A 22,510-nucleotide genomic window follows, 5' to 3' on the forward strand; every position below is an offset into this window, starting at 1 on the left:
CCTTGTGATTAATATACCGGGGCGCTGATATTGTGCCTACATAGCATGGCGTTTAAGTTACCAGGTATGTTGCATGCTCAACTGTGAAACTTAATTCTTTCAACCAAGATTTTGCTGAAGTTTTAAAACCGCGACCAATTATTTTGCAGCGAGAGGGAACAATATTGCATCCGCGTTATTTTACGCCCGTCGCCATGTTTAGTTGCTGCTTTGTCGCGATACGGCTGCGATAGCCAATAAACAATGCTAACAGGAAGCCTACCGCGGCTATGCCGGTATCAAACCACATGATGTGAGCAATGCTGGTCTGCGAGAGTCTTGCCGTTATCAGTGGGATGGTGAAGGTCGCAATGCTGCCCGCGCTGTAGTAAATCCCGGTGGCTTTGCCCTTCGCATCGGGAAAGCGTGCGGCCATCAGCGTTAAACCGATTTGTACAACGCCTCCGGCTGAAGAGAAACCGATGACAAATGCGAAGACGATCACCATGTAGATCGACGGATGCAGGCAGACCATCAGCAAGGCGATAAATGAGATAAAGGTGTACAGCATTAACAGAGAGGTTGCGCGCCCCGTCTTTCGTGCCAGTGGCGCGGTGATCAACACACACAGTAGAGAACCGCAGGTGTAAATGCTTAACAGCTTGATCGATAAGGTGTAGGACATCCCGGCGACAAACTGTCCGTACTGTGCCAACCACTGGCTTATCAGATAAAATGTCGCCATGGCGATGTAGCCGTACAGAGTGTAACTGGCGAGATCAAGAAGAGAACAACGATGTTCAGATTGTATGCTTTTCTGTTGAACGGGTAATGCCTTGAGGGGGGCTTGATGCCCAGGATGGGCCGGGAATCGACAGCGAAACAAAAATACGCCATTAATTAGCATCACGGCGGCCGCCACAAGAAAGGACCAGCCAAACCAAAGTTCTGCCCACACCAGCAGACTGATAATCATCGGCAGCAGAAACTGACCGATGGAAACAAACGCTTTAATTAAGATATTAGCCGTGCCGGGAGAGCGGGGAAACGCCTCCATCAGGCTGGGGTAAGTTCCGGCGTCAAGAAAACTGTTTGCCATTCCAGCTAAAAATCCAAAAGCATAGGCAATATAAATGCTGTGAGTATTGATGATGCCTACAAAGAACAGCAGGTAGCAGACCATACCGAAAATAATAAACGGTCTGCGGCCATAGCGATCGGAAAGCATGCCCGCCACCAATAACACGCTTAAACGGCCAATGCCGAGTGAGGAAATAACAATTGAGACGCCTGCGGCATCGGTGTGCCACTGTTGTTCCAGTGAAGACATATTGAGGCTCATCAGAATGACCCCCATGCCGTGTACCAGGTAATTAAAGTACAGCCCTATCGCAGTGGAGAAATAGGTGTTTTTCATAATATGTTACTCAGCGAAGAGGCTAAATGAGTGTGGCGCTGCGGTCTCTTAACACAAACGCTCAAGGTCGTGGGCGTACAGTTCAACAGCGGCCGATTGATAGATTTTCCAGTCGAGAAAATCATCGTGCTGATAAACCGCCTGAAAAGAGTTCAGATCGGGAAAGAAACGCATGGTGTTATTACCGATACGGTTATTTATTTTTTCGATAATGGCGTTAATTCTTAACTTTCGTTTGGCTTTCATTTCTGCACAAATGCGCGTGATGTCTTCCGGGATTTCCTTTTCGCCATTCTCCCATTGTTGCCAGGCGGCAACATTGTGATCCCGCGAGATATACATAGCGCTTTCTTCTACCGTCATAGCAAAAATATGGCGGATAGCCTGGAGTTCTAATGCGTTCATTATTTGATCACCTCATAAAAGACGGTGGAATAGTAATAACATTGCTGTGGATATTTCGGCTTGAAGAGAGTCACAGTATCTTGTGCAATATTATTTGTTTATCAACGGGGAAGAGGGGTTCTGTGTTGCGGTAAGGCTGGTGGCGAGGCGCGCGAAGGACAAAAAAAAGCCCATCGTGGGAGATGGGCAAAGACTACACACAGCAATTCGTTGTTTCACTCAGGGGATTTCCATGCTTATAAATCAATGTGTTGATCTAAAGCCATGGGCTAATAGTAGGCATACTGATTTTTTACGTCGATCAGATTCATCTCAATAGTTTAAAAACTGTAAATAATTTGCGAAGCAAATGAGTATTTAAAGAAGGATAACGTTGGGTCTTATTCAGTAATCGGGCGGAATTGATTAGCAATGTTAAACAATCAGGCGGCGGTGCCGCCTGACGTGGGATTACTTATTGCGTTCGATTTCAGCAATTTCTTCGAGGATTTCGTCGGGATCGCTACCTGGCGCAGGGGCTTCGTTTACCCAGGCGGAGAACAGACGCCAGGACACGGCCAGTACCACCGGGCCGATAAACAGACCAATCATGCCGAAGGCAATCAGTCCGCCGATGACCCCTGAGAGAATCAGGATCAGTGGCAAATCGGCCCCCATGCGAATCAGCATCGGGCGAATAACGTTATCCAGCGTTCCGACCAAGCCGCTCCACACCAGCAGCACCGTGCCCCAGGTTGAATCGCCCGTCCAGTACAGCCAGATAATGGCCGGGACCAGCACCGGCAATGGTCCCAGTTGCACCAGACAAGACAGGATCATCAATACCGCCAGCAGCGTGGCGTACGGCACGCCGGTTACCGCCAGACCAATACCACCGAGCACTGCCTGCACCAGCGCGGTGACCACAACGCCTAATGCGACGGCGCGAATGGCTTGTGCTGCCAGCAGAATGGCGGCATCGCCACGTTTGGATGCCAGGCGACAAGCGAAGTGGCGAATACCTAACGCCACCTGTTCACCGCGCCAGTACAGCAGGGCGCTGAACAGCAGCATCAGACCACAGTGCATCATAAAGCGGCCAAGATGTGCAGCCTGGCCAACAAACCAGGTCGTCGTCGTGCCGATATAAGGACGAACCTTGGCCATGATGGCCGCGCCGCCCATATCCAGCAGACTGTGCCACGCGGCATACAATTTTGCGCCGACCAACGGAATACTGTTCAGCCACGCCAGATCCGGCAGGGTCATATCGCCTGCGGTTACGGCATGGATCAATGGCCCGCTGCCATCAACAATGCTATTGACCAGTAGCGCGATAGGAATGATGAACAACAGCACCAGCAGCAGGGTCATCACCAGCACGGCCAGCGAGCGACGGCCCCAGAGCAATTTTTGTAAGCGTAGCAGGATCGGCCAGGTCGCAATGACCACCGTCCCCGCCCATGCAAAACCGAGGATAAAGGGCTGAACAATCCAAAGACAGGCCACAATCATGACGGCTAAAAACAGCGCCGATAGCAGCACTTGTGCAATATCCTTGGGCTGGCGGAAATTTACCATAAATACTTTTCACCTTTGTCTTTGCGCCAGAACGTTGACGCGACGTGAACACTTAAATGACACCCTGTAATGATGAGCAATTTCAGCGGTTTTTAACAGGCGGATTCTGCCTGTAAATCTGCTGAGCGTATTAGAAAAAAATGTGATACAACAAACAAAGCAACACGCAAACGATTAAATTCACAACACAGACCGCAGGAAAGGGTCACTATAATGATTCCACAAATTTCTCAGGCGCCAGGTGTCGTTCAACTGGTGCTCAATTTTTTGCAGGCACTGGAGCAGCAAGGATTTACGGGCGATACGGCAACGAGCTATGCCGATCGTCTGACAATGTCGACGGATAACAGTATTTATCAGCTGCTTCCTGATGCTGTCGTATTCCCTCGTTCAACCGCAGATGTGGCGCTCATTGCTCGTCTGGCGGCGGAACCTCTTTTCTCTTCGTTGATTTTTACCCCACGCGGTGGCGGCACCGGGACCAACGGTCAGGCGCTGAATCAGGGCATTATTGTTGATATGTCCCGCTATATGAGCCGCATCATTGAAATCAATGTGCAGGAAGGTTGGGTGCGGGTCGAAGCTGGGGTGATAAAAGACCAGCTCAACCAGTTTCTGAAGCCTTACGGCTATTTCTTTGCCCCCGAGTTATCCACCAGTAACCGGGCAACGCTGGGTGGGATGATCAATACCGACGCATCCGGACAAGGCTCGTTGGTTTACGGTAAAACCTCCGATCACGTGCTGGGTATCCGCGCGGTGCTAATGGGCGGCGATATTCTTGATACCCAGCCAATGCCGGTCGAACTTGCCCAAACGCTGGGTAATAGCAACACCGCTATTGGCCGCATCTACAAGACGGTTTATGAGCGTTGCCGCGACAACCGACAGCTGATCATTGATAAATTCCCGAAACTTAATCGCTTCCTGACCGGTTACGATCTGCGGCACGTCTTTAACGATGAGATGACCGAATTTGATTTAACCCGCATTCTTACTGGCTCTGAAGGTACGCTGGCGTTTATCACCGAAGCCCGTCTGGATATCACGCCACTACCCAAAGTCAGACAACTGGTTAACGTTAAGTACGACTCTTTCGACTCGGCATTGCGTAATGCCCCGGTGATGGTGGAAGCGCGCGCGCTGTCGGTAGAAACCGTCGACTCCAAAGTGCTTAACCTGGCACGGGAAGATATTGTCTGGCACTCGGTAAGTGAATTGATTACCGATGTGGCGGATAAAGAGATGCTGGGTCTGAATATTGTGGAGTTTGCCGGTGACGATGAAGCATTGATTGATTCGCAAGTCAGCGCACTGTGCGAACGGCTGGATGGCTTAATCGCGCGTCAGGAAGCGGGCGTTATAGGCTGGCAGCTATGTACCGAGCTGGCAGGCGTCGAACGCATTTACGCGATGCGTAAAAAAGCCGTCGGTCTGCTGGGGAATGCGAAAGGGGCCGCGAAGCCGATTCCGTTTGCTGAAGATACCTGCGTTCCACCGGAACATCTGGCTGACTATATTGCCGAGTTCCGTGCGCTGCTCGATAGCCACGGCCTGAGTTACGGCATGTTTGGTCACGTGGATGCAGGCGTGCTGCACGTCAGACCGGCGCTGGATATGTGCGACCCGCAGCAGGAAGTGCTGATGAAACGCATTTCTGACGATGTTGTCGCGCTGACGGCAAAATATGGCGGTCTGCTGTGGGGCGAGCACGGGAAAGGTTTTCGTGCAGAATATAGCCCGGCGTTCTTCGGTGAGGAACTGTATCGTGAACTGCGTAAAGTGAAATCGGTGTTTGATCCGCAAAACCGGCTCAATCCTGGCAAAATCTGTCCACCGGAAGATGTTGATGCGCCGATGATGAAAGTGGACGCGGTGAAGCGCGGAACGTATGACCGTCAGATCCCGCTGGCCGTCCGCCAGGAGTGGCGTGGGGCGATGGAGTGTAACGGCAACGGGTTATGCTTTAACTTTGATGCGAAAAGCCCGATGTGTCCGTCGATGAAAATCAGCCTCAACCGTATCCATTCACCGAAAGGGCGGGCTACGCTGGTGCGTGAATGGCTGCGTCTGTTGGCAGATCGCGGGATTGACCCGCTACAGCTGGAAAAAGAGCTACCGGAAAAACGTGCCAGTTTACGTACGCTGATTGCCCGTACCCGCAATAGCTGGCATGCGCGCAAAGGCGAATACGATTTCTCGCACGAAGTGAAAGAGGCAATGTCGGGTTGTCTGGCGTGTAAAGCCTGTTCCACACAGTGTCCGATTAAAATCGATGTGCCGGAGTTCCGCTCACGCTTCCTGCAGTTGTATCACACGCGTTATCTGCGGCCGTTGCGCGATCACATGGTGGCGACCGTTGAGAGTTATGCGCCGTTAATGGCGCGGGCGCCCAACACGTTTAACTTCTTCATCAACCAGCCGCTGGTGCGTAATCTGGCTAAAAAGCACATCGGCATGGTCGACTTACCGCTGCTGTCTGCGCCGTCGCTTCAACGTCAGCTGGTTGGTCATCGTTCCGCCAATATGACGCTGGAACAGCTCGAATTACTCAGCCTTGAGCAAAAAGCCCGTACGGTGCTGGTGGTGCAGGATCCGTTCACCAGCTATTACGATGCACAGGTGGTGGCTGATTTTATACGTCTGGTTGAAAAGTTGGGTTTGCAGCCTGTACTGCTGCCGTTCTCGCCAAACGGCAAGGCCCAGCATATTAAGGGCTTTTTAAATCGTTTTGCAAAAACCGCAAAGAAAACATCTGAGTTTCTCAATCGAGTGGCGAAGCTGAATATTCCGATGGTGGGTGTCGATCCGGCGCTGGTGCTTTGCTATCGCGATGAATACAAACTGGCGCTCGGGGAACAGCGGGGCGATTTCCATGTGTTACTCGCCAACGAATGGTTATCGACAGTTGTGGAGTCACAGCCGCCAGTCGCTGTGGGCGGTGAACCGTGGTACTTCTTTGGACACTGTACCGAAGTGACGGCCCTGCCGGGCGCGCCTGCTCAGTGGGCGGCTATTTTTGCCCGCTTTGGCGCAAAGCTGGAGAACATCAGCGTAGGGTGCTGTGGCATGGCGGGCACCTATGGCCACGAAGTGAAGAATCATCAGAACTCACTGGGGATCTATGAGCTATCATGGCACCAGGCAATGCAACGATTGCCGCGTAACCGTTGTCTGGCTACCGGATACTCCTGTCGCAGTCAGGTTAAACGCGTTGAAGGCACGGGCGTTCGCCATCCATTACAGGCACTGCTGGAGATTATAGGATGATCTGGAAACGTGAAGTCACACTCGAAGCGCTCAACGCCATGGGTGAAGGAAATATGGTTGGGCTGCTTGATATTCGTTTTGTGCACATTGGCGATGACACGCTGGAAGCCACAATGCCGGTTGACCACCGTACTAAACAACCATTTGGTTTGCTGCACGGCGGCGCGTCCGTAGTGCTGGCTGAGAGCATTGGTTCGGTGGCTGGCTATCTGTGTACTCAGGGTGAGCAGAAAGTGGTGGGCCTGGAGGTCAACGCCAACCATATTCGCTCGGCGCGGGAAGGGCGCGTCAGAGGGGTATGTCGCGCGGTGCATACCGGCTCCCGTCATCAGGTATGGCAAATCGAAATCTTCGATGAGCAGGGACGATTGTGCTGCACGTCGCGTCTGACGACAGCAATTTTGTGATGCATATTGCTTTTGGTCATTATCTGCACAGGGAATGGTGTTATACTGTGCAGGTTTTGAACACAAGCGAGGATGATATGTCTACCCAACTAGACCCGGCCCAACTGGCAATAGAGTTTTTACGTCGTGATAAAACCGATCTTTCACCAGCTCAGTACCTGAAAAGACTGAAACAGTTAGAGCTGGAGTTCGCGGATTTATTGACGCTTTCTTCGACTGAACTAAAAGAAGAGATCTATTTTGCCTGGCGCATGGGCGTTCATTGATTCCGGTATGCTTATCGTAATGAAACCCCGACACGCGTTCGGGGTTATTTTTTGCGTTAAATCTCAATCACCACTTCATCTCACCAGTATTAACCTTCGCACTTAGCTCCAGAGAACTTGCGTCTGCAAGACCTGGCCATGCCGCGGTGATGGTTTTAATCACATAATCCGAACCTTTCTTCGCCCCTAACGCCTGCTCAAACGATTGCAGATAGTCCTGTGTGAAGCGAATCGCTTTATCGCCCGCAGGGCGTTCGCCGATGTAATGCCCCGGGACCACCTGGGTGGGTTGTAACTTCTGCATTTCGCTCAGTACGCTACGCCACGCGCTACGCTGTTCTGCAGATTGCGTATCCGCCGTCCAGACGTGTATACCAGACGCCACGCCGGTACCGCCAATAATGGCACGGTTCGCCGGGATCCAGACATAGGCTGCATAATCATTAGGGTGGCGCAGTTCCAGCGCTTCACCATCAACCGTGAAATGCGTTTGCGTTGTCGCTTGCGGAACAGTGAGCGATGTTGGCGCGCCATCCTTCATTTGCGGACCCCAGAATTGCAGTTTGGCCTCTTTGGTGGCACGGATATGCTCTACTACGTGCGGTGTTGCCAGGACTTTTACCTGTGGGAAGGCTTTGACGATAGGCTGCAGTCCGAAATAGAAATCCGGATCGCCGGAGGTGATCACGATGGCCTTCAGCGTTTTACCGCTGGCGCGAATCATCTGCACCAGCTGTTCACCATCTTTAGTACTGAACTGTGCGTCAAACAATATTGCTTCTTTCGGTCCTGAAACCAGCGTTGAAGAGACCGGGAAAATAGCCTTGTCCTGTGGATTGTAGACGTCCAGCTGTAGCGTCGCGGCAAAGGTTGAAGAGGCGAACAGAGGTAACAGCAGGGCCAGCGTTTTAACTTTCATGCCAGGTATCCTTGTGCAGGAAATTGTCTTTTGATAGTTCCTGTATTTTAAGGAAATTCGGATCTGTTAGAATTCCCTTATTAGGACATGCTGAGTTTCATAAAACGATCGGATGGGATGCAATGGACAGAGTGATGGCGGCAACGGTATTCAACCATATCTGTGATTTGGGCAGTCTGAGCGCCGCCGCGCGTGCGCTGGGGCTTTCCCGTCCGATGGTCAGTCGTTACCTCGACGAGATGGAGAAATGGGCGGGGGCAAGGCTAATCCATCGCTCGTCGCGCCGTCTGACGATCACGCCAGCGGGTGAAGAGGCATTAGTGAAAACGCGTTCTCTGGCGCAGCTTTCGCTGGATATTGGTGCCGCCAGCGCCGCGCAAACTCCCTCTGGCACGCTACGCGTGGCCTGTGCGCATTTTACAGCTATGCATATTTTAGCGCCGGTACTGCCCGCGTTTCTGACGAAGTATCCGCAGCTGCGTATCGAGGTGGAGATCAATAATCAACCGGTAAGCCTCGTTGGAGAACGCATTGATGTGGCGATCCGCATAACGGAAAACCCTGAACCTGGAACTATCGCCCGTCGCCTTGGCGACTGTAAATCGGTACTGTGCGCGTCTGTAGAGTACCTGCATCAACATGGCACTCCTGAGACTATCGACGACCTTACGCGGCATAATTGTCTGTACTACAGCGGGTTTGCCGGAAAATCCTGGCACTTTCTGGATGCCCAGGGGCGGGCTGCCGCTGTTGCGATTAAAGGCAATTTGAGCGCCGGGATCTCTTCGTTGCTCTGTGAGTCGGCGTTGGCGGGAACGGGCATTGCGCTGGTGCCGGAACTGGAGGCGCGGGAAGGACTGGCACAGGGAAAGCTGGTTAGACTCTTGCCCGAGCTTCAACCAAAAATCCTGCCAATTTATGGTTTATATCTTTCGCGGGAGCATCAGCCTGCAGGGCTGCGCCTGTTGCTGGACGCACTCAGTGAAAAACAGCGCCTAATAATTGATTGAATACGCTTATAAAATAGTCAAATCGCAATTTGTGTTAAACAAAACATATCCGGAAGTGAGATTATTCTTATCGCCCCTTCAAGAGCTAAGCCATCGTGAGTGCCGGAGATAAGCGCCGGATGGGGCCGGAACCCTTAAGCCTGCCAGCAAGCAGCCTTAAGGGTTTTTTGTTGTCTTCACGTAGTGCCCGAACGGGATTGTACCTACTTGCCGTGAGTCTGCAGACCGATGTTGTCAAAAAATAGCCGTGGTGACATTTAAGTTTAAAGAATCATAACCGCTTTATATAGCACAGAGAATACAGAACAGACGCTTTGGTAAATCATTACTGTGTGCGCTGTTCTGGTCACCGTGAAACGTTAACCGGGTTTAAATAATGGTAGAGAATCTTGTTTTCAATTATAAAAATCAGACACCGATTCACTATCGATTCAAACCAGCCTCCAGAGATTGTCGGCATTTGTTGATTGTCATGTCTGGATTTAATATCCCGGATGCTACCATCTATGACTTTGTCATGCTTGACCATTGCCATTCTGCAATTCTATGGATTAAAGATGATTTTGGCGGTCTGCCAGCTTATTACTTGTGTAATAAAATGAATTTCGATATTGAGCAGGGGGTTAGTCTACTCATGCAGGGGGTGATTGATTTTGTAAAACCCACTAACACGACTATTCTTGGTGCTTCCAAAGGCGGGTCGATGTCGATGTATTACGGCATTAAGCACAACATTCGGAACATCATTACAGCAGTCCCCCAGTTTTACATCGGTAGCTATGTTGCAAAAGGATATTGGACGCACGTCGGACAAGAGATGATGGGCACCATCTCGCCAGCGAATATTAATAAGCTGGATAATATGCTGCAGGATGTTATCTACAGAGATAAACATAAAACTGCGAATATCTATCTTTTCACCTCACCAAATGATAAACAGTTTCCTGTTGAGATTGCGCCAAATTTAGCACTGTTGCAGGAATATAATCATTTCAATCTTGTGGAAACCAGTTCATCCTTTGCAACCGAACATAATCAAATAACACGATATAACTTAAATGTTATTTTATCCATCATCTATCAGCTTGAAAATAATATAACCCCTGCCTACGGGCGAGTGAAAAATGGCAATGGGTGGCTAGCCAGCCGTTAACTTTTGTCCGTTCACCGCTCTGCGAATCTCATCTCTGATAACTCCCTGGTTAGGTATAGCCTGACAGAGGAAGTTGCCTCTTCTATCACAGAAATAGTCATTTTCTATACATCTTTTGATTATCGACCTGTCTCGCCGATTGAAATTACTTAATCCATTATTAATCAATGCATTGAACAAAAAAATCCATCCCTGTTAACCCACGCAGCAGGGTCTATGCTTAGTAAAAGGGGTCAAAAAGGGCGATTAACCCGAATGCCCCTGCTGTTGAGGGGTTGAAGTGATAATCATTATCACTAACATGTTGTTATAGCTTGAAAGCTAGTGACTCGAGGTAACCCTATGGAATTGCATTCAGGAACATTTAACCCGGACGATTTTGCCTGGCGAGGTCTGACGTTAACGCCAGCGGCTGCGGCGCACATCCGCGAGCTGGTGGCAAAGCAACCCGACATGTTAGGCGTGCGTTTAGGCGTGAAGCAAACGGGATGCGCGGGATTTGGCTACGTGCTGGACACCGTTCGCCAGGCGGAAAAAGACGATCTGCTGTTTGAAACGGAGGGGGCCAGACTTTATGTACCGTTACAGGCGATGCCGTTCATCGACGGCACAGAAGTCGATTTCGTGCGCGAAGGATTAAATCAGCTATTTAAATTTCATAACCCGAAAGCCCAGAACGAATGCGGCTGTGGCGAAAGTTTTGGGGTATAGGCGGTACTATGTCTCGTAATACTGAAGCAACTGACGATGTCAACACCTGGGCTGGCGGGCACCTTAATTACAAAGAGGGCTTCTTCACCCATCTACAAACCGATGAGCTGGCAAAAGGGATCAACGAAGATGTCGTGCGCGCGATTTCGGCAAAACGTAATGAACCCGACTGGATGCTGGAATTTCGCCTGAATGCCTTTAAAGCGTGGCTAACCATGGAAGAGCCGCACTGGCTAAAAGCGCATTACGATAAGCTGAACTACCAGGAGTACAGTTATTACTCCGCGCCGTCCTGCGGTAATTGCGATGAAACCTGCGCGTCTGAGCCGGGCGCGGTGCAGCAAACGGGGGCGAATGCGTTTTTAAGTAAAGAAGTTGAGGACGCATTTGAGCAGCTTGGCGTGCCGGTCCGCGAAGGCAAAGAGGTGGCGGTTGATGCTATTTTTGACTCGGTGTCGGTGGCGACAACTTATCGCGATAAACTGGCGGAACAGGGCATTATTTTCTGTTCGTTTGGTGAGGCGATTCACGATCACCCTGAGCTGGTAAAACAATATCTGGGTACGGTTGTCCCGGGGAATGACAATTTCTTTGCGGCGCTGAATGCGGCGGTGGCCTCCGACGGCACGTTTATTTATGTCCCGAAAGGTGTGCGTTGCCCAATGGAACTGTCGACCTATTTCCGTATAAATGCGGAAAAAACCGGTCAGTTTGAACGCACCATTCTGGTTGCGGATGAGGGCAGTTACGTCAGCTATATCGAAGGCTGTTCAGCCCCGGTACGCGATAGCTACCAACTGCATGCCGCGGTGGTGGAAGTCATTATCCACAAAGATGCCGAAGTGAAATACTCGACGGTACAAAACTGGTTCCCTGGTGATGGTAACACCGGCGGCATTTTGAACTTCGTCACCAAGCGCGCCCTGTGCGAAGGCGAAAACAGCAAAATGTCGTGGACGCAGTCGGAAACCGGCTCGGCCATTACCTGGAAATACCCAAGCTGTATTCTGCGCGGCGACAACTCTATCGGCGAATTCTACTCCGTCGCGCTGACCAGTGGTTATCAGCAGGCCGATACCGGCACCAAGATGATCCACATCGGCAAGAACACCAAATCGACCATTATCTCGAAAGGGATCTCCGCGGGACACAGTCAAAACAGCTATCGCGGCTTAGTGAAGATCATGCCGACCGCAACCAACGCCCGCAACTATACCCAATGCGACTCGATGCTGATTGGCGCGGATTGTGGAGCGCACACCTTCCCGTATGTGGAGTGTCGTAACAACAGCGCCCAGCTTGAGCATGAAGCCACGACCTCGCGCATTGGTGAAGACCAACTGTTTTACTGTTTACAGCGCGGCATCAGCGAAGAGGATGCCATTTCGATGATCGTTAATGGTTTCTGTAAAGACGTGTTCTCTGAACTGCCGCTGGAATTTGCCGTTGAAGCGCAAAAACTTCTCGCCATAAGTCTTGAACACAGCGTCGGTTAAAATTTAAGGAAAGCACATGTTAAGCATTAAAAATTTACAGGTCAGTGTGGAAGATAAGGCGATCCTGCGTGGGCTGAGCCTGGATATTGGCCCCGGAGAGGTACACGCCATTATGGGGCCGAACGGTTCCGGGAAAAGTACGCTTTCCGCAACGCTCGCCGGGCGCGATGACTACGAAGTCACCGGCGGGACGGTAGAATTCAACGGTAAGGATTTACTGGAACTGTCACCCGAAGACCGGGCCGGTGAAGGGATCTTTATGGCATTTCAGTATCCGGTAGAAATCCCCGGCGTCAGTAATCAGTTTTTCCTGCAAACGGCACTGAATGCGGTGCGCAGTTACCGTGGCGAAGAGTCGCTGGACAGGTTTGACTTCCAGGATCTGATGGAAGAGAAAATCGCGTTATTGAAGATGCCGGAAGATTTGCTAACGCGTTCGGTCAACGTTGGTTTCTCAGGTGGCGAAAAAAAGCGTAATGACATTTTGCAAATGGCGGTGCTGGAACCTCAGCTGTGCATTCTTGATGAGTCGGACTCCGGGCTGGATATCGACGCGCTGAAAGTCGTTGCGGATGGCGTGAACTCGCTGCGCGACGGGCAACGTTCATTCATTATCGTCACCCACTATCAGCGCATCCTGGATTACATCAAACCCGATTATGTGCACGTTCTCTACCAGGGGCGAATTGTGAAATCCGGCGATTTCACGCTGGTCAAACAACTGGAGGAGCAAGGTTATGGCTGGCTTAGCGAACAGCAGTAACGTGCTGCAACAGTGGCATCATCTGTTTGAAACGCAAGGGGAGACGCGCTCGCACCATGCCCAGCAGCACCTGCAGCAGATGCTGCGTCTGGGACTGCCAACGCGTAAGCATGAGGACTGGAAATACACACCGCTGGAAGGATTAACCAACAGCCAGTTTGTCAGTCATGTCACTGAGATAACGTCCGCCCAGTGTGAAGCGTTAGCGCCGGCTATTGATGCTGTCCGCCTGGTGTTTGTTGACGGGCAATTCTGTCCAACGCTCAGCGACAGCGCAGAAGGTAGCGGGTTTAACATTACCGTTGATGACGTGCGCCAGTCGCTACCGGCGGCTATCCAACCGGAAGTCTTTCTGCACCTGACCGAAAGCCTCTCCCGCAGTGTAACGCACATTCAGGTGAAGCGTAACCAGCGACCGGCAAAACCATTGCTGCTGCTGCACATTACCCAGGGGCTGGCGGGCGAAGAGGTGAACACGGCGCACTATCGCCACCATCTGGACCTGGCAGAAGGCGCAGAAGCCACCGTCATTGAACAGTATGTCAGCCTCAGCGAATATCGCCATTTTACCGGTGCACGATTAACGATGAACGTCGCGGCAAACGCACACTTGCGTCACATCAAACTGGCGTTTGAGAATCCGCTCAGCCACCACTTCGCGCATAATGATATTCAGTTGGGCGCTGATGCCACGGCCGCCAGCCACAGCTTTTTACTCGGTGATGCGGTGTTGCGCCATAACACCAGCACCCAGCTTAACGGCGAAAACACCACGCTTCGGCTTAACAGCCTGGCGATGCCGGTGAAAAATGAAGTCTGCGATACCCGCACCTGGCTTGCGCACAACAAGGGATATTGCAACAGTCGACAACTGCATAAAACGATTGTCAGCGATAAGGGGCGGGCGGTATTCAATGGCCTGATCAACGTCGCTCAGCACGCCATTAAAACCGACGGTCAGATGACCAACAATAATTTGCTGCTCGGAAAACTGGCGGAAGTGGATACCAAGCCGCAGCTTGAAATTTATGCCGACGACGTGAAATGCAGCCACGGGGCGACGGTAGGGCGGATCGACGACGAGCAGATGTTCTATCTGCGTTCGCGCGGGATCGGCCAGCATGATGCCCAACAAATGATTCTCTATGCGTTTGCCGCTGAGCTGACGGAAGCCCTGGGCGAGGAAACGCTGAAACAACAGGTCCTGGCACGGATCGCTCAACGCTTGCCGGGAGGCGTAGCATGACATTTCCCATTGAAAAAGTGCGGGCTGATTTTCCGGTCCTGACGCGTGAAGTGAACGGTTTACCGTTGGCGTATCTGGATAGCGCCGCCAGCGCGCAAAAGCCCAACCAGGTGATTGATGCCGAAGCCGAGTTTTACCGTCATGGCTATGCCGCGGTCCACCGCGGGATCCATACGCTGAGCGCGCAGGCCACGGAAAAAATGGAGAATGTGCGCAAGCTCGCCTCGCTGTTTATCAACGCCCGTTCAGCTGAAGAACTGGTGTTTGTTCGCGGCACAACGGAAGGTATCAACCTGGTAGCTAACAGCTGGGGCGGCAGCAATGTGCGGGCGGGCGATAACATTATCATCAGCGAAATGGAGCACCACGCCAATATTGTGCCCTGGCAGATGTTGTGCGCTCGCGTAGGTGCAGAACTGCGCGTTATTCCGCTCAATACAGAAGGTACGTTGCAACTGGAAACGCTGCCGACGCTGTTTGACGATCGCACGAAACTGCTGGCGATTACCCATGTGTCTAACGTGTTGGGCACGGAAAACCCATTGGTTGAGATGATTGAGCTGGCGCATCAATACGGCGCGAAAGTGCTGGTGGATGGCGCACAGGCAGTTATGCATCATCAGGTGGATGTGCAGGCGCTGGATTGCGACTTCTATGTTTTCTCTGGGCACAAGCTCTACGGGCCAACCGGTATTGGCATTCTGTATGCCAGAGAGTCGTTGCTGCAGGAGATGCCGCCGTGGGAAGGCGGTGGGTCGATGATTGCGACGGTGAGTCTGAGCCTGGGGACGACGTGGGCCAAAGCCCCCTGGCGGTTTGAAGCCGGAACGCCAAACACTGGGGGAATTATTGGACTCGGCGCGGCTATTGAATATGTTTCCGCACTGGGGCTTACTGAAATCAGCGAATATGAACAATTCCTGATGCGCTATGCGCTGGAACAGCTGGCGGATGTGCCGGATTTAACGCTCTACGGGCCGGATAATCGTCTGGGGGTGATTGCGTTTAACCTCGGCAAACATCACGCCTATGACGTCGGGAGTTTTCTTGATAACTATGGTATCGCCGTGCGGACAGGGCATCACTGCGCCATGCCGCTGATGGCCTACTATAACGTTCCTGCGATGTGCCGGGCGTCGATTGCTATGTACAACACCCACGAAGAAGTGGATCGCCTGGTAACGGGCCTCAAGCGTATTCATCACTTACTGGGATAACAGGGAGGCGTTATGGCTGCGCTACCGGATAAAGAAAAGTTGTTGCGTAATTTTCTGCGTTGCGCTAATTGGGAAGAGAAATACCTGTACATTATTGAACTGGGTCAGCGTTTGCCGGAATTAAACGACGACGATCGTAATACGGAAAATAGCATCCAGGGCTGTCAAAGTCAGGTATGGATTGTCATGCGTCAGAATGCTGAAGGAATTATTGAATTACAGGGCGACAGCGATGCGGCAATTGTGAAAGGGCTTATCGCTGTCGTATTCATTTTATATGACCGCATGACGGCCCAGGATATTGTGAATTTTGATGTGCGTCCGTGGTTTGAAAAAATGGCGCTCGCACAGCATCTCACACCGTCTCGTTCACAAGGGCTGGAGGCGATGATTCGGGCTATTCGCACCAAAGCCGCAACTCTTAGCTAAACTGATAAAACACGTCAATTTTCAGCTCGACGTGAAAGAGTGAGGTAGTGCAACGCAGTGACTCGTAGGCCGGATCGGGCGCTCGACGCCGTCCGGCAGGAACGCCAGGGGGGTGAGTATGAAACGCGCGTCTGTTATTACGTTAATGCTAATCGGCGCTTACAGCGCTATTCAGGCCGCATGGGCGGTCGATTATCCTTTGCCTCAGGCGAACAGCCGTCTTGTTGGGCAAAATCAAACTTACACCGTGCAGGAAGGCGATAAAAACCTACAGGCGATTGCCCGTAAGTTTGATACCGCCGCAATGCTGATCCTTGAAGCCAATAATACTATTGCCCCCGTACCTAAACCCGGAACGCTGATTACTATTCCCTCGCAATTACTGCTACCGGATGCACCCCGAGAAGGCATTATTGTGAATCTGGCGGAACTGCGTCTGTATTACTTCCCGCCGGGAGAGAATATTGTTCAGGTTTTCCCAATTGGTATCGGTTTGCAGGGGCTGGAAACGCCGGTAATGGAAACCCGGGTTGGGCAGAAAATCCCGAATCCGACCTGGACCCCTACAGCAGGCATCCGTAAACGCTCTTTGGAGCGCGGCATAACATTACCGCCGGTAGTACCTGCCGGGCCAAATAACCCGTTAGGACGCTTTGCACTGCGTCTGGCGCATGGAAACGGTGAATATCTGATCCATGGCACCAGTGCGCCGGACAGCGTGGGGCTGCGCGTAAGTTCTGGATGTATTCGCATGAACGCGCCGGACATCAAAGCACTGTTTGCTCAGGTCCGGACAGGAACGCCGGTTCGGGTGATTAATGAGCCGATAAAATATTCGATAGAGCCGAACGGAATGCGCTATGTTGAGGTGCATCGACCGCTGTCGCCGGAAGAGGAGCAAAACGTCCAGACCATGCCGTATGTGCTGCCAGCCGGTTTTACCCAGTTTAAAGACAATAAAGCCGTGGATAACAGTTTGGTGGAAAGAGCCTTGTATCGTCGTGCGGGCTATCCGGTCACCGTAACGGCCGGGCAAGCGTCGGTCGTAAGCAATGGCGCGGAAGTGAAGTCTGCACAGAATGGCGTGCCGGGAGAGGATGCAGAGGTGCGCGCTACGCAATAACAGGGAAGGGAAATTCAGAGCAAAAAAAATGGCGCACAATGTGCGCCATTTTTATTACACAGATACTATTACTTGCGGTATTTAGTAGCTGCGTTGTCCAGACGCTGGTTAGCGCGAGCTGCGTCATCTTTAGCAGCCTGAACGTCGGAACGCATTGCGTTCACGTCGTTGCTCAGCTGGTCAACTTTAGCGTTCAGAGTCTGAACGTCAGAAGACAGCTGATCGATTTTAGCGTTGCTGGAGCAACCTGCCAGCAGAGTAGAACCCAGGATTACCGCGCCCAGTACCAGTTTAGTACGATTCATTATTAATACCCTCTAGATTGAGTTAATCTCCATGTAGCGTTACAAGTATTACACAAAGTTTTTTATGTTGAGAATATTTTTTTGATGGGAATGCACTTATTTTTGATCGTTCGCTCAAAGAAGCATCGAATTGTGCAAAAACGGCTAAAAACCCGAGTGAAAACAGAAAGCTTCCATCGGATTCATCTTAGATAATCACGGATTAGATAGTGAAATCCGATTTGATTTTTTATTAATTGTAGCTATCGATAAAATAAAAAAAGCGCCACCAGGGCGCTTTTTTAAGCAAATTAATTCGCGTTGGAATTATTACAGCACGTGAACGGATGCCGTGTTGGTCGTGCCGCTCGGAACCAGTGCACCGGAAACCATCACCACAACGTCTCCTTTCTGAGCCAGACCGCTTTCCAGAGCGACTTCTTTACCCAGACGATAGAAATCATCGGTAGAGCTGATTTCTTTAACCACCTGTGCAACTACGCCTTTACTCAGCACCAGCTGACGCGCGGTAGTTTCGTTGGTGGTCAGCGCCAGGATGGTGGCATCCGGGAAGTATTTACGTACTGCGCGAGCAGATTTACCGCCCTGGGTTGCTACAACGATCAGCGGAGCATCCAGTTTTTCTGCAGTTTCAACCGCGCCACGGCAAACGGCTTCGGTGATGCGCAGTTTGCGGCTGTCGTTGTTGAAGTCCAGACGGCTGGTCATCACGCGGTCGGTACGCTCACAGATGGTTGCCATGATGGTGACGGCTTCCAGCGGGTATTTACCTTTTGCAGACTCGCCAGACAGCATTACTGCATCGGTACCGTCGAGGATGGCGTTCGCTACGTCACCGGCTTCAGCGCGGGTCGGACGCGGGTTTTTGATCATGGAGTCCAGCATCTGGGTCGCAGTGATAACGACTTTACGTGCACGGATACATTTTTCGATGATCATCTTCTGCGCGAAGATAACTTCTTCAACCGGGATCTCAACGCCCATGTCGCCACGAGCAACCATGATGCCGTCAGATGCTTCGAGGATTTCGTCGAAGTTGTTCAGGCCTTCCTGGTTTTCGATTTTGGAGATGATCTGGATGTTTTCGCCGCCGTGCGCTTTCAGGTGCTCACGGATTTCAACGACGTCAGAACGTTTACGGATAAAGGATGCTGCAACGAAGTCAACGCCTTGCTCGCAACCGAAGATCAGGTCCTGTTTGTCTTTTTCAGCCAGTGCTGGCAGCGCGATGGAAACGCCCGGCAGGTTAACGCCTTTGTTTTCGCCCAGGTCGCCGTTGTTCAGCACTTTACAGATAACTTTGTTACCTTCGATAGCGGTAACTTCCATGCCGATCAGACCATCGTCAACCAGAACGGTATTGCCGACGGACAGATCTTTAGTGAAGCCTTCATAAGTCACTGCAACGATTTCGTTGTTGCCGACGACAGATTTGTCGGTGGTGAAGGTGAAGGTTTGGCCCGCTTTCAGGGAAACGTCGTTACCGCCTTCCAGTTTGATGGTACGGATTTCCGGACCTTTGGTGTCGAGCAGGATTGCGGCTTTCTTGCCGGTTTTGCTCATGACGTTGCGCAAATTCTTGATGCGCTGACCGTGTTCTTCATAGTCCCCGTGGGAGAAGTTCAGACGCATGACGTTCATGCCCGCGTCCAGCATTTTGGTTAACATCTCTTCGGATTCGGTTTTCGGACCGATGGTGCAAACAATTTTCGTCTTTTTCATGACAGTCTTAGTCTTTAAGTTGAGAAGGATATGGAAATCTGGCTCCCGCCGCGCACGGACGGGAAGCTAAACCTGAGTTACGAAAGTTGTGATGCCTCGCACTAAGGATAGGTGACATCGAAAGAGCGTGCAGAGGAATGTGTGCTTGTGTTTCAGCCCAACGGGATGGTGAGTTTTGTAGTCGTTGAGTTTTACAGGTCAATGTGCTGAAACCATTCAAGAGACAATTGGCGCGCATTATACGCTGAAAATTATCAAAAAGGAAAATGGAAACAGCGTTTCAAAACACTTCTGTGCAGTTTTACAGAAAATATTCATTAATTTGTTTCCAGGTATGGATAAAGAGGTTATTCGCAGCAGCATTTGTTGCGCAACAAGGTGTAATTGTCATCCCAATCCCTGACTTTTTGTGTATAACGCCGACCAAACCAACATATTTCTAAAAGTTATATCAAATGCGTTTTAATTCATTTTAAAAGCCAATCTCACTGATTACACTCGTTTGGACATCCATACTGCTAAACAGCCAAAAGCGCTAGCAGCAGAACAATAAGCAGCAGCGGATACCTAAACGACATGATTGTCCTGAAAAATATTTCGAAAGTGTTTACGCCAGGCAGGCTTGCCATTACCGCTGTCGATAACGTCAACCTGACGGTTGAACAGGGACAGATTTACGGAATTATTGGTTACAGCGGGGCGGGGAAAAGCACCTTAATACGCTTACTTAATGGTCTGGAAAAACCGACTTCAGGCAGCGTAACGATTAACGGCCACGATATCTCTGCCGCCCGTGGGGAATCTTTACGTCAGGCGCGACTGAAAATCAGCATGGTGTTTCAACACTTCAATTTGCTGTGGTCACGAACGGTTAGTGAAAATATTGCGTTCTCTATGCAAATTGCTGGAGCGCCAAAAGCATCAATTAAAGCGCGAGTTGCTGAACTGATTTCGCTGGTGGGGCTGAGCGGTCGTGAAAATGCGTATCCGTCTCAGCTGAGCGGTGGGCAAAAACAGCGGGTAGGAATTGCCCGTGCGCTGGCGAACAATCCTGACGTTCTGCTGTGTGATGAAGCCACTTCGGCGCTGGATCCGCAAACTACCGATCAGATCCTCGATTTACTGCTCGATATTAATCGCCGTTTCAAATTAACCATTGTGCTGATCACGCATGAAATGCACGTGGTACGCAAAATCTGCGATCGCGTCGCGGTAATGGAAAACGGCAGGGTCGTTGAGGAAGGCGACGTGCTCAACGTCTTTACCCATCCGCAGCAGCCGATCACCCGACAGTTCGTTCGTCAGGTGAGTCAGTACACCGAGGAAGACGAGTTTAACCCACAGTTGGCCAGCGAGCTGGGCGGTGTGGTGATCAAGCTAACGTTTACCGGGCAACGTACGCATCGGCCTGTGGTTGGCGAATTGACCCTGCGCTATGGCCTGCCGTTTAACATTTTACACGGCAAGATGACGCAAACCGCGCACGGTGTGTTTGGTCAGCTTTGGGTGCACGTTGTGGCCTCTGAGGAACAATTGAACAATATTTTGGCCGATCTGCGCCAGAGCGACATTGAAGGCGAGGTGATCAACCATGGCTGAAGAACTGTTTCCTCATCTGAAGTGGGAGCAACTGCTGGCAGCAACCCAGGAAACGCTCTACATGACGGTCCTTTCTGGCGCGGCGACCTTTGTCCTGGGCGTTGCACTTGGTCTGGCGCTGTTCCTGACCGCACGCGGCGGACTGTTTCACAATCGCGCGGTGTATAGCGTTATTTCGCTGGTGGTGAATATCTTTCGTTCCATCCCGTTCATCATTCTGATCGTGCTGCTGATCCCGTTTACCAAAGCGATGGTTGGCACCATTCTCGGCGCTAATGCCGCGTTGCCTGCGCTGATCGTAGGGGCCGCACCGTTTTATGCGCGTCTGGTCGAAATTGCCCTGCGTGAAGTCGACAAAGGCGTTATTGAAGCGACGCGTTCAATGGGCGCACGGCTAAGCACGCTTATTTTTCGGGTTTTACTGCCGGAATCCTCTCCTGCTCTGGTGTCCGGGATCACCGTGACGCTGATTGCGCTGGTCAGCTACAGCGCGATGGCAGGGGTGATTGGCGCCGGTGGTTTAGGGAATTTGGCCTATCTGGAAGGATTCCAGCGCAACCACAGCGACGTCACGCTGGTGGCGACGGTGACGATTTTGCTCATTGTCTTCATCATCCAGCTTTGCGGCGATGTGATCACCTCTCTGTTAGATAAACGCTAATAAAATACGGAAACCATTATCATGAAAAAATCACTGACGTTACTCGCCGCAGCAACCTTAAGCGCCCTGAGCTTTGCCTCCTGGGCCGATACTCTGACCGTTGGCGCCTCTAACGTGCCGCACGCGGAGATCCTTGAGCAGGCTAAGCCTATTCTGGCAAAGCAGGGGATCGATTTAGAGATTAAACCGTTCCAGGATTACATTCTGCCCAACACCGCGCTGGCTGGCCGTGAGATTGACGCTAACTACTTCCAGCATATTCCGTACCTGAACAGCGTGATTAAAGATCATGCGGGCGATAAAACCTATGATTTCGTCAGCGCCGGAGCGATTCACATCGAGCCAATTGGGATCTATTCGAAAAAAGTAAAATCGCTTAAAGATCTGCCGGAAGGCGGCAAGGTCATCATGCGCGATGCGGTATCTGAGGAAGGCCGTATTCTGTCGATTTTCGAAAAAGAGGGCGTAATCAAGCTGAAACCGGGCGTGGATAAAGTCACCGCGCGCATTAGCGATATCGTCGAGAACCCGAAAAAACTGAAGTTTCTGCCTAACGTGGAAGCCGCGCTGTTACCGCAGATGTATAACAATGACGAAGGCGATGCGGTGGTGATTAACGCCAACTACGCCATCGACGCCGGGCTGGATCCGGTGAAAGATCCTATCGCTGTCGAAAGTGGTGAAAACAACCCGTATGCCAACATCATTACCGTGCATCGTGGCGACGAGAAGAAAAAAGATATCGTGGCGCTGGTTGATGTCCTGCACTCAAAAGAGATCCAGGACTGGATCCGCACCAAATATAAAGGTGCGGTGATCCCGGTAAATAACTGATCCGCTGGCATTGCCTTA

Annotated in this window: 21 protein-coding genes and 1 other RNA gene; 15 read left to right on the plus strand and 7 right to left on the minus strand. The window is 51.3% G+C overall.

The genetic code is table 11. From position 1 onward, the window contains the following. Nucleotides 1-175: 175 nt before the first annotated feature. The 4 genes from WC7_RS15045 to ydiK all read right to left on the minus strand — a co-directional run bounded on the left by WC7_RS15045 (nucleotide 176) and on the right by ydiK (nucleotide 3,361). Entirely contained in the window at nucleotides 176-1,396 is a 1,221-nt protein-coding gene (locus WC7_RS15045; protein ID WP_016152896.1) for an MFS transporter, read from the minus strand. A gap of 48 nt (nucleotides 1,397-1,444) precedes the next feature. Further along, nucleotides 1,445-1,801: a YdiL family protein gene (locus WC7_RS15040; RefSeq protein ID WP_016152897.1), complete on the minus strand. Its 357-nt coding sequence runs from the start codon at nucleotides 1,799-1,801 to the stop codon at nucleotides 1,445-1,447. A 158-nt stretch (nucleotides 1,802-1,959) separates the two neighbouring features. Then, nucleotides 1,960-2,067: antisense sRNA RprA (gene rprA / locus WC7_RS25425), an RNA gene on the minus strand. A 184-nt stretch (nucleotides 2,068-2,251) separates the two neighbouring features. Then, entirely contained in the window at nucleotides 2,252-3,361 is a 1,110-nt protein-coding gene (gene ydiK / locus WC7_RS15035; RefSeq protein ID WP_016152898.1) for an AI-2E family transporter YdiK, read from the minus strand. A gap of 213 nt (nucleotides 3,362-3,574) precedes the next feature. Between ydiK and WC7_RS15030 the strand changes: the two genes are divergently transcribed. The 3 genes from WC7_RS15030 (at nucleotide 3,575) to WC7_RS0124510 (ending at nucleotide 7,304) form a co-directional block, all read left to right on the plus strand. After that, the gene (locus WC7_RS15030) at nucleotides 3,575-6,631 is read left to right on the plus strand and encodes a D-2-hydroxyglutarate dehydrogenase YdiJ (RefSeq protein WP_016152899.1); all 3,057 of its coding nucleotides are present in this window, start codon (nucleotides 3,575-3,577) and stop codon (nucleotides 6,629-6,631) included. Further along, entirely contained in the window at nucleotides 6,628-7,038 is a 411-nt protein-coding gene (menI, locus tag WC7_RS15025; protein WP_016152900.1) for a 1,4-dihydroxy-2-naphthoyl-CoA hydrolase, read from the plus strand. The genes WC7_RS15030 and menI overlap by 4 nt, the downstream gene beginning before the upstream one ends. A 77-nt stretch (nucleotides 7,039-7,115) precedes the next feature. Beyond that, complete coding sequence (locus WC7_RS0124510) at nucleotides 7,116-7,304, plus strand: YdiH family protein (RefSeq protein WP_029139522.1); 189 nt, start codon at nucleotides 7,116-7,118, stop codon at nucleotides 7,302-7,304. A gap of 67 nt (nucleotides 7,305-7,371) precedes the next feature. Here the strand turns inward: WC7_RS0124510 and WC7_RS15020 are convergent, their stop codons facing one another. Then, entirely contained in the window at nucleotides 7,372-8,223 is an 852-nt protein-coding gene (locus WC7_RS15020; protein ID WP_016152902.1) for a Vmh family MBL fold metallo-hydrolase, read from the minus strand. A 122-nt stretch (nucleotides 8,224-8,345) separates the two neighbouring features. On the opposite strand from WC7_RS15020, the gene WC7_RS15015 reads away from it, so the two are divergent. From WC7_RS15015 to WC7_RS14975, 9 genes are all read left to right on the plus strand, one after another. Further along, entirely contained in the window at nucleotides 8,346-9,233 is an 888-nt protein-coding gene (locus tag WC7_RS15015; protein ID WP_016152903.1) for a LysR family transcriptional regulator, read from the plus strand. Nucleotides 9,234-9,609: 376 nt separating this feature from the next. Beyond that, the gene (locus WC7_RS15010) at nucleotides 9,610-10,386 is read left to right on the plus strand and encodes a hypothetical protein (protein WP_032947027.1); all 777 of its coding nucleotides are present in this window, start codon (nucleotides 9,610-9,612) and stop codon (nucleotides 10,384-10,386) included. Nucleotides 10,387-10,728: 342 nt separating this feature from the next. Further along, nucleotides 10,729-11,097: a Fe-S cluster assembly scaffold SufA gene (gene sufA, locus WC7_RS15005; protein ID WP_016152905.1), complete on the plus strand. Its 369-nt coding sequence runs from the start codon at nucleotides 10,729-10,731 to the stop codon at nucleotides 11,095-11,097. Nucleotides 11,098-11,105: 8 nt separating this feature from the next. Then, a complete protein-coding gene (sufB, locus tag WC7_RS15000) occupies nucleotides 11,106-12,593 on the plus strand; it encodes a Fe-S cluster assembly protein SufB (RefSeq protein ID WP_016152906.1) in 1,488 nt (495 codons plus the stop codon). Nucleotides 12,594-12,609: 16 nt separating this feature from the next. After that, complete coding sequence (sufC, locus tag WC7_RS14995; protein ID WP_016152907.1) at nucleotides 12,610-13,356, plus strand: Fe-S cluster assembly ATPase SufC; 747 nt, start codon at nucleotides 12,610-12,612, stop codon at nucleotides 13,354-13,356. After that, on the plus strand, nucleotides 13,331-14,602 hold the full coding sequence (gene sufD / locus WC7_RS14990) for a Fe-S cluster assembly protein SufD (protein ID WP_016152908.1): 1,272 nt from the start codon (nucleotides 13,331-13,333) through the stop codon (nucleotides 14,600-14,602). Before sufC ends, sufD begins: the two co-directional genes overlap by 26 nt. Continuing rightward, nucleotides 14,599-15,819 carry a cysteine desulfurase SufS gene (sufS, locus tag WC7_RS14985; protein ID WP_016152909.1) on the plus strand — a complete coding sequence of 407 codons (1,221 nt, stop codon included), beginning with the start codon at nucleotides 14,599-14,601 and terminating at the stop codon, nucleotides 15,817-15,819. The genes sufD and sufS overlap by 4 nt, the downstream gene beginning before the upstream one ends. 12 nt (nucleotides 15,820-15,831) lie before the next feature. Beyond that, a complete protein-coding gene (sufE, locus tag WC7_RS14980; RefSeq protein ID WP_016152910.1) occupies nucleotides 15,832-16,248 on the plus strand; it encodes a cysteine desulfuration protein SufE in 417 nt (138 codons plus the stop codon). A gap of 118 nt (nucleotides 16,249-16,366) precedes the next feature. Beyond that, nucleotides 16,367-17,371, plus strand: coding sequence for a L,D-transpeptidase LdtE (locus tag WC7_RS14975; protein WP_016152911.1), 1,005 nt, complete (start codon nucleotides 16,367-16,369; stop codon nucleotides 17,369-17,371). Nucleotides 17,372-17,439: 68 nt separating this feature from the next. Here the strand turns inward: WC7_RS14975 and lpp are convergent, their stop codons facing one another. Both lpp and pykF read right to left on the minus strand, forming a co-directional pair. Beyond that, nucleotides 17,440-17,676: a murein lipoprotein Lpp gene (gene lpp, locus WC7_RS14970; RefSeq protein WP_003029373.1), complete on the minus strand. Its 237-nt coding sequence runs from the start codon at nucleotides 17,674-17,676 to the stop codon at nucleotides 17,440-17,442. Between the two features lie 309 nt (nucleotides 17,677-17,985). Then, complete coding sequence (gene pykF / locus WC7_RS14965) at nucleotides 17,986-19,398, minus strand: pyruvate kinase PykF (protein WP_016152912.1); 1,413 nt, start codon at nucleotides 19,396-19,398, stop codon at nucleotides 17,986-17,988. A gap of 576 nt (nucleotides 19,399-19,974) precedes the next feature. On the opposite strand from pykF, the gene WC7_RS14960 reads away from it, so the two are divergent. The 3 genes from WC7_RS14960 to WC7_RS14950 are packed head-to-tail and all read left to right on the plus strand — an operon-like array spanning nucleotide 19,975 to nucleotide 22,492. Beyond that, entirely contained in the window at nucleotides 19,975-20,997 is a 1,023-nt protein-coding gene (locus WC7_RS14960; RefSeq protein ID WP_016152913.1) for a methionine ABC transporter ATP-binding protein, read from the plus strand. Further along, nucleotides 20,990-21,658, plus strand: a complete 669-nt coding sequence (locus WC7_RS14955; RefSeq protein ID WP_016152914.1) for a methionine ABC transporter permease — start codon at nucleotides 20,990-20,992, stop codon at nucleotides 21,656-21,658. Before WC7_RS14960 ends, WC7_RS14955 begins: the two co-directional genes overlap by 8 nt. A 21-nt stretch (nucleotides 21,659-21,679) precedes the next feature. Beyond that, nucleotides 21,680-22,492, plus strand: coding sequence for a MetQ/NlpA family ABC transporter substrate-binding protein (locus WC7_RS14950; RefSeq protein WP_003029358.1), 813 nt, complete (start codon nucleotides 21,680-21,682; stop codon nucleotides 22,490-22,492). Nucleotides 22,493-22,510: the final 18 nt, after the last annotated feature.

The organism is Citrobacter sp. KTE151 (genome assembly GCF_000398845.1).
In the GTDB taxonomy this organism is placed as follows: domain Bacteria; phylum Pseudomonadota; class Gammaproteobacteria; order Enterobacterales; family Enterobacteriaceae; genus Citrobacter; species Citrobacter braakii.